This is a genomic window from Streptomyces sp. NPDC058051 (genome assembly GCF_042885475.1).
In the GTDB taxonomy this organism is placed as follows: domain Bacteria; phylum Actinomycetota; class Actinomycetes; order Streptomycetales; family Streptomycetaceae; genus Streptomyces.
This window is the reverse complement of record NZ_JBHVRW010000009.1, coordinates 241633-259804: the sequence shown is the minus strand read 5'-3', so window position 1 is coordinate 259804 and position 18172 is coordinate 241633. Positions and strand designations below refer to the sequence as shown.

General features: G+C 70.8%; 14 protein-coding genes, 1 tRNA gene and 1 pseudogene. 9 read left to right on the top strand and 7 right to left on the bottom strand.

Annotation, left to right across the window (positions count from 1 at the left end):
* Positions 1 to 164: 164 nt before the first annotated feature.
* The 5 genes from ACFVUT_RS17365 to ACFVUT_RS17345 form a co-directional block, all read right to left on the bottom strand.
* Positions 165 to 656, bottom strand: a complete 492-nt coding sequence (locus ACFVUT_RS17365; protein WP_389648692.1) for a hypothetical protein — start codon at positions 654 to 656, stop codon at positions 165 to 167.
* Positions 657 to 1244: 588 nt separating this feature from the next.
* Entirely contained in the window at positions 1245 to 2078 is an 834-nt protein-coding gene (locus ACFVUT_RS17360) for an S-methyl-5'-thioadenosine phosphorylase (protein WP_389648695.1), read from the bottom strand.
* 190 nt (positions 2079 to 2268) lie between these two features.
* Positions 2269 to 2622, bottom strand: a complete 354-nt coding sequence (locus ACFVUT_RS17355; protein ID WP_389648698.1) for an FmdB family zinc ribbon protein — start codon at positions 2620 to 2622, stop codon at positions 2269 to 2271.
* Between the two features lie 66 nt (positions 2623 to 2688).
* The gene (locus ACFVUT_RS17350) at positions 2689 to 3972 is read right to left on the bottom strand and encodes an MFS transporter (protein WP_389648700.1); all 1284 of its coding nucleotides are present in this window, start codon (positions 3970 to 3972) and stop codon (positions 2689 to 2691) included.
* Between the two features lie 538 nt (positions 3973 to 4510).
* A complete protein-coding gene (locus ACFVUT_RS17345; protein ID WP_389648703.1) occupies positions 4511 to 6049 on the bottom strand; it encodes a potassium/proton antiporter in 1539 nt (512 codons plus the stop codon).
* A 288-nt stretch (positions 6050 to 6337) separates the two neighbouring features.
* Between ACFVUT_RS17345 and ACFVUT_RS17340 the strand changes: the two genes are divergently transcribed.
* Entirely contained in the window at positions 6338 to 9085 is a 2748-nt protein-coding gene (locus ACFVUT_RS17340; RefSeq protein ID WP_389648705.1) for a penicillin acylase family protein, read from the top strand.
* Here the strand turns inward: ACFVUT_RS17340 and ACFVUT_RS17335 are convergent.
* Positions 9075 to 9680: a 5-formyltetrahydrofolate cyclo-ligase gene (locus ACFVUT_RS17335; RefSeq protein ID WP_389648707.1), complete on the bottom strand. Its 606-nt coding sequence runs from the start codon at positions 9678 to 9680 to the stop codon at positions 9075 to 9077. The genes ACFVUT_RS17340 and ACFVUT_RS17335 overlap by 11 nt on opposite strands.
* Before the next feature lie 105 nt (positions 9681 to 9785).
* On the opposite strand from ACFVUT_RS17335, the gene galU reads away from it, so the two are divergent.
* The 7 genes from galU to ACFVUT_RS17300 all read left to right on the top strand — a co-directional run bounded on the left by galU (position 9786) and on the right by ACFVUT_RS17300 (position 15397).
* Complete coding sequence (gene galU, locus ACFVUT_RS17330) at positions 9786 to 10688, top strand: UTP--glucose-1-phosphate uridylyltransferase GalU (RefSeq protein ID WP_389648710.1); 903 nt, start codon at positions 9786 to 9788, stop codon at positions 10686 to 10688.
* Positions 10689 to 10692: 4 nt separating this feature from the next.
* Positions 10693 to 12006, top strand: a complete 1314-nt coding sequence (gene glp, locus ACFVUT_RS17325; protein ID WP_389648713.1) for a gephyrin-like molybdotransferase Glp — start codon at positions 10693 to 10695, stop codon at positions 12004 to 12006.
* Between the two features lie 122 nt (positions 12007 to 12128).
* Positions 12129 to 12638: a cyclic pyranopterin monophosphate synthase MoaC gene (gene moaC / locus ACFVUT_RS17320; protein WP_389648716.1), complete on the top strand. Its 510-nt coding sequence runs from the start codon at positions 12129 to 12131 to the stop codon at positions 12636 to 12638.
* Positions 12639 to 12799: 161 nt separating this feature from the next.
* Positions 12800 to 13300, top strand: coding sequence for a molybdenum cofactor biosynthesis protein B (locus tag ACFVUT_RS17315; protein WP_389649271.1), 501 nt, complete (start codon positions 12800 to 12802; stop codon positions 13298 to 13300).
* A 17-nt stretch (positions 13301 to 13317) separates the two neighbouring features.
* On the top strand, positions 13318 to 13929 hold the full coding sequence (locus ACFVUT_RS17310) for a GNAT family N-acetyltransferase (RefSeq protein ID WP_389648719.1): 612 nt from the start codon (positions 13318 to 13320) through the stop codon (positions 13927 to 13929).
* Positions 13930 to 14087: 158 nt separating this feature from the next.
* Positions 14088 to 15227, top strand: coding sequence for a gephyrin-like molybdotransferase receptor GlpR (gene glpR, locus ACFVUT_RS17305; protein ID WP_389648722.1), 1140 nt, complete (start codon positions 14088 to 14090; stop codon positions 15225 to 15227).
* A gap of 96 nt (positions 15228 to 15323) precedes the next feature.
* Positions 15324 to 15397: transfer RNA gene (locus tag ACFVUT_RS17300), tRNA-Ala, on the top strand.
* 573 nt (positions 15398 to 15970) lie between these two features.
* Here ACFVUT_RS17300 and ACFVUT_RS17295 read toward each other — a convergent pair.
* Positions 15971 to 16864 (bottom strand): annotated as a pseudogene (locus tag ACFVUT_RS17295) (LysR family transcriptional regulator); the annotation flags it as partial.
* A gap of 86 nt (positions 16865 to 16950) precedes the next feature.
* Between ACFVUT_RS17295 and ACFVUT_RS17290 the strand changes: the two are divergent.
* On the top strand, positions 16951 to 18117 hold the full coding sequence (locus tag ACFVUT_RS17290) for a nuclear transport factor 2 family protein (protein WP_389649274.1): 1167 nt from the start codon (positions 16951 to 16953) through the stop codon (positions 18115 to 18117).
* Positions 18118 to 18172: the final 55 nt, after the last annotated feature.

Sequence of the window (18172 nt, the reverse complement as noted above, 5' to 3'; positions counted from 1 at the left end):
CCTGTTTTCGCGTATCGCGCTCCTGGCCGCGACCTCGGCCGACCGGCGTTCTGGCGACCGAGGTTCCGGTGACCGAGGGTTCGACGACCGAGGGTTCGACGACCGAGATTCCGGTCGGCCTCGCCCGCCTTCGGGTCGGTGGTGTGACAGCTCATCAGTACGGATCAGCACAGGGTCACCGCCAGCTTGGTCGACATGCCCGCACCGGCCAGGGAAGCGGCCGTGCCACGGGGGACCGACAGCACGATCAGCGCACCGCCCTCCGCGGGACCTTCGACCACGGCCTGCGGTACGTCTGCCACCCGTGCCCCCTTCGCCACTACCCGGGCCGCAGCCCCGGCCCCGTCGGCAGCGATCACGTCGACTCGGTCGCCCGGCCGTAGCAACCGCACCGTCCCCGCATCCGCGATCCGGACCGGCGCCGACACCAACGGAACCGGCCGCCGCGCCACCTGGGACGCCACCCCGCTCGTACCCCCCGCCCCTGCCCCATGTGCCGCGCTGCTGCCCGCGCCGTCGGCGCCCACACCCGTCGCGGCCAGGCCGGCAGCCGTCAGAGCCAGCCCGGCGGCCAGGGCGCGGCGCTGCCGCCACAGTGCCTGCCGCAGTCGGTGTCCGCCGCAGCCGCGCACCCGCAGCGGCTCGAACAAGGGCACACCGCAGGGCGGGGGAGCCGACGCCGGAGACCCTGGGGGTCCAGGAGGCTCTGGATGGCCCGGAGACCCCGGGGGCCCGGAAGGTTCTGGACGACCTGGAGGCCCTGGAGGTGCCGACAGCCCCGGATGACCTGGAGGCTCAGGAGGTGCCGGAAGTCCCGGAAGTCCCGGAAGCCCCGGAGGCTCTGGACGGCCCGGAGGATCTGAAGGCCACGGAGACAGCAGCCCGGGCGACGGGAACGCGGACTGAGACCGAGACGGCCTGGACGACGGGAACATGGTCGACACCACCTACCGTGAGGAGTTCCGGACGGACACCCCTCACGATCCACCGTCCACGCGTATCCCGCCGGGGCCTGTGGACGGCCGCGGGAATGTGGATATCCCCGTCACCCACCCACACCGCACGCCTGACTCACAGCCCCATACCCCCCGCCACTTTCGCTCACCCGCCCGCCAGCCCGCGCGCTCACCCGCCAGCCCGCGCGCTCACCCGCCAGCCCGCGCGCTCACCCGCCAGCCCGCGCGCTCACCCGCTCGCCAGCCCGCGCGCTCATCCGCCAGCCCGGGCCCACCCGCCCGCCGCCGCTAAGGAAGCTCGATCCCCGTTTCCATCCCGTCCAGCGCATGCGAGCACGGGCAGTCGCGGTCCGCCTCTGCGGGGAGACCGGCCACCACATCGAAGAGCACCGCACGCAGCCGGTCCACGTTGGCCGCGAACACCTTCAGCACCTCCGCGTGCGAGACGCCCTCTCCGGCTTCCGCGCCCGCGTCGAGATCCGTCACCAGTGTCATCGTCGTGTAGCAGAGGCCCAGTTCACGGGCGAGGATTGCCTCCGGGTGCCCGGTCATCCCGACCACCGACCAGCCCATCGCCGCATGCCAGCGCGATTCCGCCCGGGTCGAGAAGCGTGGCCCCTCGACGACCACCAGCGTCCCGCCGTCCACCGGCTCCCAGTTCTTCGCGCGAGCCGCCGCCAGCGCGGCCCTGCGTCCTTCGGGGCAGTACGGGTCGGCGAATCCCAGGTGCAGGACGTTCGGCTCTGCCCCGTCGGCCCGGGTCTGCCCGTCGTAGTACGTCTGCGTCCGGGCCTTGGTGCGGTCCACCATCTGGTCGGGCACGAGCAGGGTGCCCGGTCCGTACTCCGGACGCAGGCCCCCCACCGCACACGGACCGAGCACCTGACGCACGCCCACGGAGCGCAGCGCCCACAGGTTGGCCCGGTAGTTGATGCGGTGCGGCGGCAGATGATGGCCGCGTCCGTGGCGGGGCAGGAAGGCGACCCGGCGACCGCCCACCTCACCGAGGAAAAGGGAGTCGCTCGGCTGTCCGTACGGGGTGTCCACACGCACCTCCGTGACGTCCTCCAGGAAGGAGTACAAGCCCGAGCCGCCGATGACACCGATCTCTGCGTTCGCCATGCGGTCACAGTACTGGCGTGCGGAAGTGCCGCTCAGGCCAGTGGCGCAGAAGAGCCGGCGGCCCAGAAAGTCAGGAGTGCAGAAAGGCGGAGGCGCAGAAAGTCCACTGGCACAGAAAGCCAACGGTACAGAAAAGACCGAGGACCCCGCCGATCCTCTCGGTGGGGTCCTCGGGGAAGAGCGGTTCGGCTCAGGCGGCCGACGAACCACTCGTCGAGGACGACGAGGAGGACGCGGAAGAGGAGGCGGCAGGCGAGGAAGAAGCGGACGACTTCGTGTCCGAACCCGACGACGACGATGATGAATCGGACGAAGCGGAACCGGATGCCTTCGTCGAGGACGACGCCGACGTGCTGCTCGACGAGGAGCCACGGCTGTCGTTCCGGTAGAAACCGGAACCCTTGAAGACGATACCGACCGCCGAGAACACCTTCTTCAGGCGTCCTTCGCAGCTCGGGCACACGGTCAGGGCATCATCGGTGAACTTCTGCACCGCCTCAAGGCCCTCGCCACATTCGGTGCACTGGTACTGATAGGTCGGCACTTGCTCCTCCTGGCACTCTGACTCAATGAGTGCTAACGACGCTCCATACTGACGTATTCCGCTGGATCAGTCCACTGTGACCGGCTCGCGGTGACCGATACCACGTGCCACGGTCCGTCCCGGGGCAGGGGGTGCGAGCCGGGAACGCAGCGCCACCAGGGTGGTCAGCGCCAGTACGGTTCCCACCAGCGGCACGACGAATCCGGTGCTCGCACCGTGTGCGTCGGCGAGTTGCCCGGCGACCGTCACGGCGGCTGCCTGGCCGAGGGCGACCGAGCCCGTCAGCCAGGTGAACGCCTCGGTCCGGGCAGATCCCGGCACCAGTGCCTCGACCAGCGTGTAGCCGCTGATCAGGGCCGGAGCGATGGAGAGGCCGACCAGCAGTCCGAGCCCGGCCAGCAGGGGCACGGAGTGCATCGCCCACAGTCCGGAGGCGGTCAGGGTGAGCGCCGTGTATCCGACGATCAGCCGTCGTCGCGGCCCGCTCTTCCAGGCGATGGCGCCGCAGGCGATCCCGGCCAGCATGTTGCCGGCCGCGAAGACCCCGTACAGCAGACCGTTCGCCCCGGGCCGGCCGATCTCCTCGGCGAAGGCGGTCAGCGAGACCTGCATGCCGCCGAAGACCGCGCCGATTCCCAGGAAGGCCACCGCCAGCACCCGTACACCCGGGACGGACAGGGCGGACACGCGCCGCTCGGAGGCGCCCGACGCGGTGCCGCGCACCACAGGCTGGGTGCGGCGCTGCGCGGCGAAGAGCAGCCCGCCGACCAGGGTCAGCCCGGCCTCCGTGAGCAGACCTGCCGCCGGGTGCACCCCGGTGCACAGCGCGGTGGCGAGCACCGGGCCGATGACGAAGGTGAACTCGTCCGTCACCGATTCGAAGGCGGCCGCGGTGGACATCAGCGGCGAGGCCGGGCGGCCCGGTGCCGCGCCCAGTACCGCCGCCCAGCGGGCCCGTACCATCGGCCCGATCTGCGGGACGGACGCCCCGGTCGGCACGGCCGCCGCGAACAGGGCCCACAGGGGCGCGTCCGCCAGCGCCAGCGCCGTCAGCGCCGAAACGGAGACCGTGTGCACCAGGACGCCGGGCAGCAGCACGGCGCGCTGGCCGAAACGGTCGGCGAGCTTGCCGGTCTGCGGCGCGAACAGGGCCATGGAGACACCCGTGACGGCGGCGACGGAGCCCGCGCTGCCGTACGAGCCGGTGGTGTGCTGCACCAGGAGCACGATGCCGATGGTCAGCATCGCGAAGGGCTGCCGTGCGGCGAAGCCCGGAAGGAGAAACGTCCACGCACCAGGAGTGCGCAGCAACTGCCCGTAACCGGGGCGGTCGGAGACCGTGGGCGCCACGGTCCATGCCTTTCTGCCGCCTGGTGGCCGAGCTCCCGGTCCGGGCCGGCACGGGTGGTGCGGGCTCGTGCGGGTGCTGTGCCGAGAGCTGTCCTCTTCGCGCGGAACTGCGGTAGATGCCGGGCGCTCAGCAGAGGCGGAGGACGCCACGACCGCCATACGGTCGCGCCAGCTCTGCTTCAGGCAGAGTTGGTCGTTCAGGTTGGTCGATCGGGTCGATCGGGTCGGCCGGCCTCGACGCGGAGACCGGCCAAATCTCCTTCATGATACAGGCAGTCCTTCCCGCACACCTCTGAATGTGCGCAGGACCCGCGCTCCTGCCTCGGATCGACAGCAATCGACTCCATGCGGCATGTGATGCGACATGCGACGCACAGCACGTCGTGCACGGCGGGTGGCATCCCATGCCACCCGCCACACACGGCAATGACCGCCCGCACCGCGCACCCGCACACCGCGCAGCCCGCCCGCGCACACCGCGCCGCCCGCACTGTGCCCACCGCACGCCGCACCCCGCGTCCTGCGCGGTGAGCCGGTGTCAGCGATGCGCCTTCGGCCCGTCCGTCTTCCCCGTACGCCGCACGGACTTCAGCGCGTGCGCCACATCCTGTGCCACGTGCTGTCCGGCGAGGCTCTCGCCGCCGCTGCCGCTCGTGCCGAGCCAGCCCGCGAGCTTGCCGCCCTCGCCGACCGCGCGCAGCCGTTCCTCCGCCGCGTCGCGCACCGGATCGGTGGTGACCACCAGCAGTTCGTCGCCGTGCCGCAGCACGGTCGACGGCGCCGGCACGAAGCTCTTCTCGTCCCGCACGACCAGGGTGACCGCCGCTCCGGCGGGCAGCCGCAGCTCCGCCACCTCCACGCCGTGCATCTTCGACTTCGGAGGGATAGCCACCGACAGCAGATGGCCGCGCAGCCGCTCCAGCGGCGCGGACTCGATGCCCAGGTCGGCGGCTTCCGCCGGATCGTCGGCGATCTTCAGGATCTTCGCCATCCAGGGCAGGGTCGGTCCCTGGATGAGCGTGTAGACGACCACGAGAACGAAGACGATGTTGAAGACCCGGGTGGAGCCCTCGATCCCGGACACCATCGGAATGGTCGCCAGGATGATGGGTACGGCGCCGCGCAGGCCCGCCCATGACATGAACGCCTTCTCCTGCCAGGGCAGCCGGAACGGCACCAGCGAGATGAAGACCTCCAGCGGACGGGCCACCACGGTCAGCACCAGCCCCACGATGACCGCGGGCCAGAAGTCGTCCCCCAGATCGTGCGGGGTGACGAGGAGTCCGAGCAGCACGAACATGCCGATCTGGGCCAGCCAGCCGAGCCCGTCGGCGAAGCCGCGGGTGGCGGGCCAGTGGGGCAGTTTGGCGTTGCCGAGGATCATCGCGGCCAGGTACACGGCGAGGAAGCCGCTTCCGTGGGCCAGGGCGCCCGCCGCGTACGCGGACACCGCGATCGCCATCACGGCGATCGGGTACAGGCCGGACGCGGGCAGCGCCACATGACGCAGTCCGAACGAGCCGAGCCAGCCGACCGCGAGACCGACGGCCGCGCCGATCGCGAGCTCCAGCGCTATCTCACCGATCAGCACGTACCAGTGCTCCACCGGCCCCCTGGTCGAGAAGGCCACCACCAGGATCACGACGGGGGCGTCGTTGAAGCCCGACTCGGCCTCCAGCACACCGGTGACCCGGGCGGGCAGCGGCACCTTGCGCAGCACGGAGAAGACCGCGGCGGCGTCCGTCGACGAGACCACCGCGCCGATGATCAGTGCCTGGCGCCAGTCCAGACCGACCAGATAGTGCGCGCCGGCCGCGGTGACGCCGACGCTCACGGCGACGCCGGCGGTCGAGAGCAGCGCCGCGGCCGGCAGCGCGGGCTTGATCTCTTTCCACTTCGTGCCCAGGCCACCCTCGGCGAGGATCACGACCAGTGCGGCATAACCGATCACCTGCGTCAGTTCCGCATTGTTGAACTTGACGTCGAAGATGCCGTCCTGCCCCATGACGACCCCGATGCCGAGGTACAGGAGCAGGCTGGGCAGTCCGCTGCGGGAGGAGACACGCACCGCCGCCACGGCGACGAGCAGGACGAGTGAGCAGACGAGCAGGAGCTCGTTGAGCGTGTGGACAGTCAGTGGCCGTTCCTTCCCTGCGTGCGCCTGCCGAATCCATCCTCGGCATCGGCCGTGGACGGCCGGTACTTCGTTACCTTACCTAATCTTTAACGCTTTCTTGACGCGTTCGAGTATTCGTACGATCGCTGGGCAATTCGAATCAGGACGATGCCGCGTCGGAGCCGCCCGGCCGCTGCGCCTATGGTTGCTCCTGCACTCCCAGGACCACCTGCCCCTCGAAGGACAGCGATGCCCGCCAACACAACCGCCCCTTCCGGCACTACCGGGTCCGCCGGTGGGAAGACCGGCAGGAAGAAGGGGCGACGTGCCCGCCTGATCGTGATCGTCCTGGTGCTGGCGCTTGTCGCGGGTATCGGTTACGGCGCGTTCTGGTCCGTATCGACCGTGCGGGCCTCGTACCCGCAGACGACCGGCTCCCTGACGCTCGACGGCCTCGACGGCTCGGTCGACGTCAAGCGCGACGCCTATGGAATCCCGCAGTTGTACGCGGACTCCGATGCCGACCTCTTCCGCGCCCAGGGCTTCGTGCAGGCGCAGGACCGCTTCTGGGAGATGGACGTCCGCCGTCACATGACGGCGGGCCGGCTCTCCGAGATGTTCGGCTCCGGGCAGGTCGAGACGGACTCCTTCCTGCGCACGCTCGGCTGGCGCAAGGTCGCGCAGGAGGAGTACGACGACGTCCTGTCCGAGGAGACCAAGAAGAACCTCCAGGCGTACGCGGACGGCGTGAACGCCTACCTCAAGGGGCGCGACGGCAAGGACATCTCCGTCGAGTACGCCGCCCTCGGCCTCACCAACGACTACAAGCCGACCGAGTGGACCCCGGTCGACTCGGTCGCCTGGCTCAAGGCCATGGCCTGGGACCTGCGCGGGAACATGCAGGACGAGATCGACCGCTCGCTGATGACCAGCAGGCTCGACGCGAAGCAGATCGACGACCTCTACCCGGCGTACCCGTACAGCAAGCACGACCCGATCGTCAGCGGCGGTGGGATCTCCACGGTCACCGGGAAGTTCGACCCGGAGGCGACCTCGTCCGGCACCGTCGGCTCGAACACCGCGGCGGGCGCCACCGAGGGCCTGAACACCCAGCTCGCCTCGCTCTCCGAGACCCTCGACGAGATCCCGGCCCTGCTCGGCCCGAACGGCAACGGCATCGGGTCCAACTCCTGGGTGGTCTCCGGCACGTACACGACGACCGGTAAGCCGCTGCTCGCCAACGACCCGCACCTGGCGCCGCAACTGCCCTCGCTCTGGTACCAGATGGGGCTGCACTGCCGCGAGATCTCGGCGAAGTGCCAGTACGACACCGCCGGCTACACCTTCTCCGGCATGCCCGGCGTGATCATCGGCCACAACCAGGACGTCGCCTGGGGCTTCACCAACCTCGGCGCGGACGTCACCGACCTCTTCCTGGAGAAGGTCTCCGCCGAGGGCTACCTGTACGACGGCAAGGTCAAGCCCTTCACCGTCCGTGAGGAGACCATCAAGGTCGCAGGCGGGAAGAGCCGGAAGATCACCATCCGCGAGACCAACAACGGTCCGCTGGTCTCCGACCGCAGCAGCGAACTGGAGAAGGTCGGCCAGAAGGCCCCCGTCACCAACGCGGCCCCGGACCGGGCCGACGGTTACGCGGTCGCCCTGAAGTGGACCGCGCTGGATCCCGGCCACTCCATGGACGCCGTCTTCGAGCTGAACCGGGCCAAGGACTTCGCGTCCTTCCGCAAGGCGGCGGCGCACTTCGAGGTCCCCTCGCAGAACCTGATCTACGCCGACACCAAGGGCAACATCGGCTACCAGGCCCCCGGCAAGATCCCGGTCCGCCTCCAGGGCGACGGCACGATGCCCAGCCCCGGCTGGTCCTCGGCGTACGGCTGGGAGAAGGACCCGATCCCGTTCGACGAGCTGCCCTACGAGTACAACCCCGAGCGCGGCTACATCGTCACCGCCAACCAGGCGGTCATCGGCAAGGACTACGCCCACCTGCTCACCGAGGACTGGGGCTACGGCACCCGCAGCCAGCGGATCAACGACCTCATCAAGTCGAAGATCAAGGGCGGCGGGAAGATCTCGACCGAGGACATGCAGAAGATGCAGATGGACAACACCAGCGAGATCGCCGCGCTGCTGGTGCCCAAGCTGCTGAAGATCAACATCTCTGACAAGAGCATCCGCGAGGCGCAGAAGCTGCTGGAGGGCTGGGACTACACCCAGGAATCCGACTCGGCCGCGGCGGCGTACTTCAACGCGGTCTGGCGCAACATCCTCAAACTGGCCTTCGGCGACAAGCTGCCCAAGGAGCTCCGGGTCGAGGGCGAGTGCCTCAACGTGACCCGGGCCGACACCTCGGGCCCGGTCGACGAGCAGGGCAAGCTGGTGCGCGAGTGCGGCCAGCGCGACGCGGACACGGCGCAGCCGGACGGTGGTGACCGCTGGTACCAGGTGGTCGCCAACCTGCTGGACGACCCGGACAGCGAGTGGTGGAAGTCGCCCAGGAACGGCCGGGACACGGCGACGGAGAACCAGGACCAGCTCTTCGCCCGCGCGATGAAGGACGCCCGCTGGGAGCTGACCGCCAAGCTCGGCAAGGACATCACCAGCTGGAACTGGGGCCGGCTGCACCAGTTGACGCTGAAGAACCAGACCCTCGGCACCGAGGGCCCCGGTCTGCTCCAGCGGGTCCTCAACCGGGGGCCGTGGAACCTCGGCGGTGGAGAGGCCGCGGTGAACGCCAGCGGCTGGAACGCGGCGGGCGGGTACGACGTCATCTGGGTTCCGTCGATGAGGATGGTCGTCAACGTCGGGGACTGGGACAAGTCCCGCTGGATCAACCTCACCGGCGCCTCCGGGCACGCGTTCAGCGCGCACTACACCGATCAGACCGACAAGTGGGTCAACGGTGAACTGCTCGACTGGTCCTTCGGGACGAACGCCGTCGGTCAGTCGACGACCGACACCCTGACCCTCAAACCGTAGGACCGGCCCCACGGTCCGGGCCGGTCCGGCGCACGCCGGCGGGTGTCACCACCACGTCCACGGGGTGGTCGTGCGGTTCCTCGGGAACCCGCGCGACCACCTCGTTGTCGTACAGCAGCACGACCAGCGCCGGGTGCGCCCCCGCCGCGGCGAGCCGGGCCAGCACCCGGTCGTAGCTTCCGCCGCCGCGGCCGAGCCGCATCCCGCGCGGGTCCGCCGCGAGACCCGGCAGCAGGACCGCGTCGGCGTCCAGGACCGCGTCCGGGCCGAGCCGCTCCCCGCCGGGCTCCAGCAGCCCGCGACCGGCCCGGACCAGGCGATCGGCTCCTTCGTACACCGCCCAGTCCAGATCGTTGTCCGCGAGGAGCACCGGCAGCAGCACCCGTACGCCCCGCTCGCGCAGCGCGTCCAGCAGGGCGCGGGTGCCCGGCTCGCTCCCCACCGAGACGTACGCGGCGACGGTGCGTGCCTCGGACAGCTCCGGAAGACTCAATGCGGCCCGAGACAGAACCGTCCCGGCGTTCTCCACGTCTTCCCTGGTCAGATGATGTCGTGCGGCCAGTAGTTCGCGTCTCAGAAGCGCTTTTTGGGACATGTCGGTATTCAACGGGAACCTTGGATCTCGTGTATGTGCATATAGCCGTACAAAGTTAACCGGAGTCTCATCTTTCTCCCATACGCGCCGGTTATGGTTCTGCGCATGACTCAGTCGCACCCCAGGATCAGCAAGGCTGTCATTCCGGCCGCAGGGCTCGGTACCCGCTTCCTGCCGGCCACCAAAGCCACTCCCAAGGAGATGCTGCCTGTGGTCGACAAGCCCGCGATCCAGTACGTCGTCGAGGAGGCGGTGACCGCGGGGCTCTCCGACGTACTGATGGTCACCGGTCGCAACAAGCGTCCACTGGAAGACCATTTCGACCGCAATTACGAGCTGGAGTCCGCCCTCACCCGCAAGGGAGACGCCGAACGGCTGCGGAAGGTCCAGGAATCGAGCGACCTGGCCACCATGCACTACGTCCGGCAGGGAGACCCGCGCGGACTCGGCCACGCCGTGCTGTGCGCCGCACCGCACGTCGGCGACCAGCCGTTCGCGGTCCTTCTCGGCGACGACCTGATCGACCCGCGCGACCCGCTGCTGGCCCGTATGGTCGACGTCCAGGAGCGCGAGGGCGGCAGCGTCATCGCGTTGATGGAGGTCGAGCCGGAGCAGATCCACCTGTACGGCTGCGCGGCCGTCGAGCCCACCGGCGAGGGCGATGTGGTGCGTGTCACCGGTCTGATCGAGAAGCCCGACCCGGCCGACGCGCCCAGCAACCTCGCCGTCATCGGCCGGTACGTCCTGGACCCCGCGGTCTTCGGCATACTCCGCAGGACCGAACCGGGCCGCGGTGGCGAGATCCAGCTCACCGACGCCCTGCAACTCCTCGCCGAGGACGAGAAGGTCGGCGGCCCCGTGCACGGCATCGTCTTCACGGGACGCCGCTATGACACCGGTGACCGGGGCGACTACCTCCGTGCCATTGTCAGGCTCGCGTGCGAACGTGAAGACCTGGGCCCCGACTTCAGGGCCTGGCTCCGCAGTTACGTCACCGAGGAGATGTAGCACCTTGAGCAGCACGGTCTGGTCGGTGGACGAGCACCTGGAAGACATTCTCGGCGCGGTGCGGCCGCTCGAACCCATCGAGCTGCACCTGCACGACGCCCAGGGCTGCGTCCTCGTCGAGGACGTCGTCGTGGGGGTCGCCCTGCCGCCGTTCGACAACAGCTCGATGGACGGGTACGCGGTCCGCGTCGCCGATGTCGAGGCCGCCGACGAGGAGTTCCCCGCGGTGCTCGCCGTGATCGGTGACGTCGCGGCCGGCAGCGAGGGGCTGCCCGGCGACCGGAGCGTGGGCCCGGGAGAGGCCGCCCGCATCATGACCGGTGCCCCGTTGCCGGCCGGTGCCGAGGCCGTGGTCCCGGTCGAGTGGACCGACGGCGGCACGGGCGGCGGCCCCGCCGACACCATGCGCGCCCACAGCGACGCCCCCGAGGGGGCGAGCGGCGAAGTCCGCGTCCACCGCTCCGTGGAGGCCCGCGCCCATGTCAGGGCCCGGGGCAGCGACGTGAAGCCGGGCGACCTGGCCCTGAGCGCCGGGTCGGTGATCGGGCCGCCGCAGATCGGGCTGCTCGCCGCGATCGGCCGTTCGACGGTCAGGGTGCGGCCCCGGCCGCGCGTCGTCGTCATCTCCACCGGCAGCGAACTGGTGCAGCCGGGCGAGGAGCTGACCGCCGGTCGGATCTACGACTCGAACAGCTACGCGCTGACGGCCGCCGCCCGGGACGCCGGAGCGATCGCCTACCGGGTCGGCGCCGTCACCGACGACGCGGACACGCTCCGGGCCACGATCGAGGACCAGTTGATCCGTGCCGACATCGTCGTCACCACCGGCGGCGTCAGCGTCGGCGCGTACGACGTCGTCAAGGAAGCCCTGTCGTCGGTGGGCGACGACGAGGACGAGCCCGGCAGCGGCATCGCCTTCCGCAAGCTCGCCATGCAGCCCGGCAAACCGCAGGGCTTCGGCACGATCGGCCCCGAACACACGCCGCTGCTGGCGCTCCCGGGCAACCCCGTCTCGTCGTACGTCTCCTTCGAGCTGTTCGTACGGCCCGTGATCCGCGCCCTGATGGGTCTCAAGGACGTGAACCGCCCCACCGTCCGGGCCACCCTCAGCAGCGAAAAGGCACTCACGTCGCCGTCCGGGAAGCGACAGTTCCTGCGCGGCACGTACGACGCGGAGGCCGGCACCGTCACTCCGGTCGGCGGCTCCGGATCGTATTTGGTCGCCGCGCTCGCCCGGGCCGACGCGCTGATCGTGCTGCCCGAGGACGTCACCTCCGCCGAGCCCGGCGCGGACACCGAGGTGATCCTGCTCCGCTGATCCCCGGGCGGTGGCGGTACGGTATCTGCCGCTGTGCCGTCCCGGGGACACCCCCGGGCCCCGGCCCGCACCCCGGTGCGGGCCGAGCGGACCCCCGGCGCCCTACCGCGAGGCGGAGTGAGTTGAGTACGCAGAACAGGCTGACGCACATCGACGAGGCGGGCGCGGCCCGCATGGTCGACGTGTCCGAGAAGGACGTCACCGCGCGCGTCGCCCGCGCGAGCGGCCGGGTCCTGGTCTCGCCGCGCGTCGTCGAACTGCTCCGCGGCGAAGGAGTCCCCAAGGGCGACGCCCTCGCCACCGCCCGTATCGCCGGGATCATGGGCGCCAAACGCACCCCCGACCTGATCCCGCTCTGCCACCCGCTCGCCGTCTCCGGTGTCCAGGTGGACCTGGGCGTCGCCGACGACGCGGTGGAGATCACCGCCACGGTGAAGACGACCGACCGCACCGGCGTGGAGATGGAGGCCCTGACCGCCGTCTCGGTCGCCGCGCTCACCGTGATCGACATGGTCAAGGCGGTCGACAAGGCGGCGGTCATCACGGACGTGCGCGTCGAGTCGAAGTCGGGCGGCACGTCCGGCGACTACCGGCGCGCGGTACCGGAGGCACCGGACGGGGCGGACGCGTGACGGCGCCGGGCACGGGAGGGGGCGGAGGCGCGACGGCCCCCGGCACAGGGCAAGGCGATCGCGGGACGGCCCCCGGCGCAGGAGCGGGTGAACGTGCGACGGCTCCCGGCGACGGGCAGCCCGGTGACGGTGGGGCGGCCGGACGTCCGCTCGGCGGCGCGCTGACCGCCCCGTACGCCGCCCTCGTCGTCACCGCGTCCAACCGGGCCGCCGCCGGGGTCTACCCGGACAAGGGCGGCCCCCTGATCGCCGAAGCGCTCACGCAGCTCGGCTTCGCCGTCGACGGCCCCCAGGTCGTGCCGGACGGCGACCCGGTCGAACAGGCGCTGCGCGACGGGGTGGCCGCCGGGTACGACGTCATCGTCACGACCGGCGGTACGGGCATCTCGCCCACCGACCGCACCCCCGAGGCCACCCGCCGCGTCCTCGACCACGAGGTCCCCGGCATCCCCGAGGCGATCCGCGCCGAGGGCCGCGACAAGGTGCCCACCGCCGCGCTCTCCCGCGGTCTCGCGGGCGTCGCGGACCACACACTCATCGTGAACCTGCCGGGCTCCACCGGCGGGGTGCGCGACGGCCTCGCCGTCCTCACACGTCTTCTGGTGCACGCCGTCGACCAGCTTCGCGGCGGCGATCACCCCCGACCGGGGAGCCCGAGCTGAACGTCCCGACCTGGCCGGTGGTCCTCAAGGACGGCGAGATCGCCCTCCGTCCGATCAAACTGCGCGACCAGCGCGTGTGGCGCGAGGTCAACCGGCGCAACCGTGACTGGCTGCGCCCCTGGGAGGCGACCGTTCCGCCGCCCGCCCCGGGCGCCCCGACGGCCCAGCGCCCCACCTACCGCCAGATGGTCCGTCATCTGCGCTCCGAGGCCAACGCGGGCCGGATGCTGCCCTTCGTCATCGAGTACGAGGGCCGTCTGGTCGGTCAGTTGACGGTCGCCGGGATCACCTGGGGCTCGATGTGCTCGGGCCACGTCGGCTACTGGGTCGACCAGGACGTGGCGGGCCGTGGTGTGATGCCGACCGCCGTCGCCCTCGCCGTCGACCACTGCTTCCGGGTGGTCGGACTGCACCGCATCGAGGTGTGCATTCGGCCGGAGAACGGGCCCAGCAGAAGGGTCGTCCAGAAACTCGGATTCCGTGAGGAAGGTCTGCGCCCGCGCTATCTCCACATTGACGGTGCGTGGCGGGACCATCTGATCTACGCGCTCACCGCGGAGGAAGTACCCGAAGGGCTTCTTCGGCGCTGGCACCAGGCACGACCCGGCACACCACGAGAAATCAAATAAGTGTTCGATATCGATCGCCGTGTGGCCGGAAACGAACGCACAAACCCTCACCACTGATCCGAACAATCACAAAAAAAGTCCTTGATATCAGCCGGATCGTGCGACACACCGGGCCAATTGGCGGATGCCTCCGCGCAAACCCCTCTACGGTGTGAGACGTGAGCAGCAGCGGCCTCATCTACGCAGTCATCGTCGGGGCCTGGGCCGCCTACCTGGTGCCGATGTGGCTCCGCAGGCAGGACGAACTCAACGAAGCGCGTCCGACGGAACGCTTCAGCACCGCCATCCGGCTGCTGTCCGGACGGGCGGCCATGGAGCGTCGTTACGCCAAGGAGCTGCGGGAACGCACCGCCGAGGAGGCGGCGCCCGACGCCGACCCGGACGTCGTCACGGACCGAACGGATTCCGTGGACGTCCGGGCCTTCGCCGCGCCCGAGGCGCATACGGAAGCCCGGGTGCACGATCCGGTCCGCCCGTCCGGGCGCGCCGACCGTGAGCGCGTCGACCGGGAGCGCCCCGAATCCGGCCCCGCGCGGCGCGTGCGCCCGCGCGCCGACGGACAGGACGCCGAGCGTGTCCGGCGGGCCCAGCGCCTCCAGGTCCTCGCGCGCCGTCGGCGTACCACCGTCGTCCTCTTCCTCGGCTTCACCCTCGGCGCGATCGTCGCGGCGGTCGGCGGCCTCGGGTTCCTGTGGGCGCCCGGGGTTCCGGCGGTACTGCTGAGCACGTACATCGTGCATCTGCGCACCCAGGAGCGACGCCGGTTCGCCTTCACCATGGACCGGCGCCGGGCCGAGGTGGCGGCGCAGCATCTGCGCGAGAACCGCCCCCGCAGGCACCAGCCGGCCGCGGCGGCCCCCGCCGAGGCCGACGAGGAGCCCGAAGCGCGCCGTCCGGAGCCCGAGCCCGTCCCGGCGGTCTCCCCGCAGGAGGCCGGCCGCCGCGCTCTGGTCGAGCAGACGGACCACGCGGAATGGGTCGACCAGCAGCGCGAGCGCGGCCGGGTCCGGGGTGACAGCTGGGAGCCGGTTCCGGTCCCTCTGCCGACCTACGTCACCGCGCCGGTCGCCCCGCGCGCCACGGGCGGCGTCGAGGTCGGCGATCCGGAGACCTGGAGCGCGGCCCGTTCCAGCACCGCCGAGCCCACCCAGACGGGCACCTCGCACCCCGTGCCGCCCTCCGTGGACCCGGCACCGCGTCAGCGCACCAGCCAGTCCCGCCGCTCTCGCGAGCGCGGCCGGACCCCGCTCTTCGACCAGTACGAGGACGGGGACCGCCCCCGCGCCGCCAACGAGTGAGGCGTCCGGTCCCCGCTGCGGCAGTGACTCTGCTGACCAGCACGGACCGAATTTCCGAGCACCCCCGCCGGGGTGCTAGAGTTTCACTCGTTGCAAGGGCCTGTGGCGCAGTCTGGTAGCGCACCTCGTTCGCATCGAGGGGGTCTGGGGTTCAAATCCCCACAGGTCCACCGCACATCAAAGCCCCCACCGGGTTCACCCGGTGGGGGCTTTGAGTTGTCGTACAGCAGCGAAGTACAGCGACTGCTTCGGATCTTGCTGACCCAGGTGCTTGCCGAGCTTCCGCAGCGCCTTCCGCGTCGCCTCAGAGGGAACGTGCGTGCAGACCTCCATGGTTCACGGCGATCTTGCTGTGCCGAAGGATCTGCAGGGCGACCCGGGGGTGTACCTCCAGGGCTGCGAGGAGCGAACCGCACGGGTGCCGGGTGTCGTGCAGACGCATCCGGCGGACGCCGGCCTTCTCGGATCAGCAGCCGACAGACCTCGCACCAAGGTGAGGCAGTGCGCCTCGGCCGTACCCGTGAACAGCCGACCGCGGTGCCGTTCGCGAGTCAACTCGTGGATGGTTCAGGAGATTCCGTCCGATCGCTCTGGTCGGGCGGGACCTCTGCGTCTCCGGGCTGTGCGGGAGTCCTGGGCGCGGGGTGCGTGTGGCGATGCGGCGAACTCGGTTGGGCGTGGGGCGTTTCCGCGATGCCGTCGTGAAGCGGCGATACGGCGGCGCGGGTATCCGTCTCGGGCGGCCGGACTGGGGCGAAGGCCGTGGCGAGTTGGTCGAGGAGGGGCGCTGCCGCGGGGTGGGGGTCGCGGCGTGGTGTGATCGCGTAGATACCGCGAGTCGGAGGATCGACGAGGCCCACGGTGGTCACGTCGCCCCGCAGCGCGCACGTCAGCACCCCGGGTATCAGTGCGATGGCGTGCCCGGTCGCGACGAGGGCCAGCTTGCCGGGCAGATCGGCCGCCGTGAGGTCGATGCGGGCGCTGACTCCGGCGCGGGCGGCGTGCCGGCGCAGGAGTGCCGCCGAGCCGTCGTTGTCCTCGACCCAGGTCTGGTCGGCCAGCGTCCGCACGTGCACCGGGCCGCGCCCGGCCTGCGGATGGTCGACGGGCAGTACGACGACCATGGCGTCCAGCCCGAGGAACCGTCGGTCGATCCGCGGGTCGTGGGGGAGCCCCGGCGGTGCGTCGGTGACGACGGCGATGTCGAGATCGCCGGTGGTCACGCGGTGGTGCAGCTGTTCGCTCAGGCCGGGCAGCAGGCTCCACCGGATGGAGCCGGGATGCGCTTGCCTCAGCACGCCCCGGATCGCCTGGGGGACGATCCCCGCGGCCAGAGAGGGTGTCGCACCGACCGCCAGCGGCCGGCCGGACGTTCCGTCACGAACGTCCCGTGCGGCGCGAACGGCGCGGTCGGCCTCGTTGAGCGTGGCCAGGGCATGGTGTCGGAACACCTCGCCGGCGGGCGTCGGACGCACACCGCGCGCATGGCGCTCCATCAGGGGCACGCCGATCTGCCGCTCCAGCCCCGCGATCTGCCGGGAGACGGCCGACTGCGTGTGATGGAGCTCGGCAGCCGCCGCCGACAGCGACCCGAGTCGGCACACGGTCACGAAGGTTCGCCACACCGTCAGGTCCATGGCGCCAGTATGACCGGCCGGTATGCGCGTACCGCAGGGCTGTCCTGCGAAACCTGCGCTTGTCGCAGCCCTCACGGTGCACCACTCTGGCGCACATGACCACACCGCACACGATCGCCGTCCTCGGCCTGGGGCGCATGGGCGGCGCGATCGCGACACGACTCGCCGACCAGGACTGGGACGTCGTCGGCTGGACACGTTCAGGGCGCACATCAGGCGCCGTCGAGACGACCGGTGACCCGAACGACGCCGTGGCGAAGGCCGACGTCGTGCTCCTGGCACTGTTCGACGGCCCGGCCTGCCGGCAGGTCCTCGACGGCGTCCGGGACACGCTGCGAGCGGACACGATCGTGCTGAACACCAGCACCATCGCCCCCGCCGAGGCGTCGGAGCTGGCCCGGCGACTCGGCCCGTCCTACGTCCACGCGCCCGTACTCGGCTCTGTGCCGACCGCCGCCGCCGGTGCCCTGCGGATTCTTGCCGCCGCCGACCAGGAAGCGCTCGATCGGGTCCGACCGGTGCTGGAGGCGCTGGGCACCGTGCGGCGCGTCGACGACGCTGCCACCGCCGCCGCGCTCAAGCTGATCGCCAACAGCAGCCTCGCCGGAGCCGTCCTCGCGCTGCGTGACTCCCTGCGGCAGGCCGACGCCCTCGGCCTGCCCCGGGCTTTGGTGCTGGACATCCTCGAACTCGGTCAGCTCGGCGGGCTCGTGGCCCGCAAACGCACCTTCCTCGCCGGCCAGTCGGCCGCTGCCACGGCCGAGTTCACGACCGGTGCGCTGGCCAAGGACATGGCTCTGCTGGCCGCCGCGTCGAACACCCCCCTGCGCAGCGCGGCCGACCTGGCCGACACCCCCGCCGGCCCTGAGGCCGACATCGCCGTTGCCGCCACGGTCCCCGCTGTGGAGGACGCCGTGCTCGAACCGCTCCGCGCCTACATCCGCGGACACGCCACGGGCGACCCCACCCACTTCCGTGACGCGTTCCTGCCCACCGCCCACATCGAGGGAATCCGGGACGGCGCATTCGTCTCGTGGCCCCTGGACGAGTACTGCGCCCTCTTCCACGGCCGGCCGGCCCCGGACGAACCGGCCCGCTCCCGACGCATCGACACCGTCGACGTCCACGGCACCGTCGCGACCGCGACCATGACGCTCTCGCACGGCGCGGACACCTTCACGGACATCTTCCTGCTGGTCCGCGTCGACGACGGCTGGCGCATCTCCAACAAGGCGTATCACCGGCACTCCTGAGGGGCACTGGGCGCTGACGTGCCGCCGAACCGGCTGTTCGGCGAGGCGGTGCGCC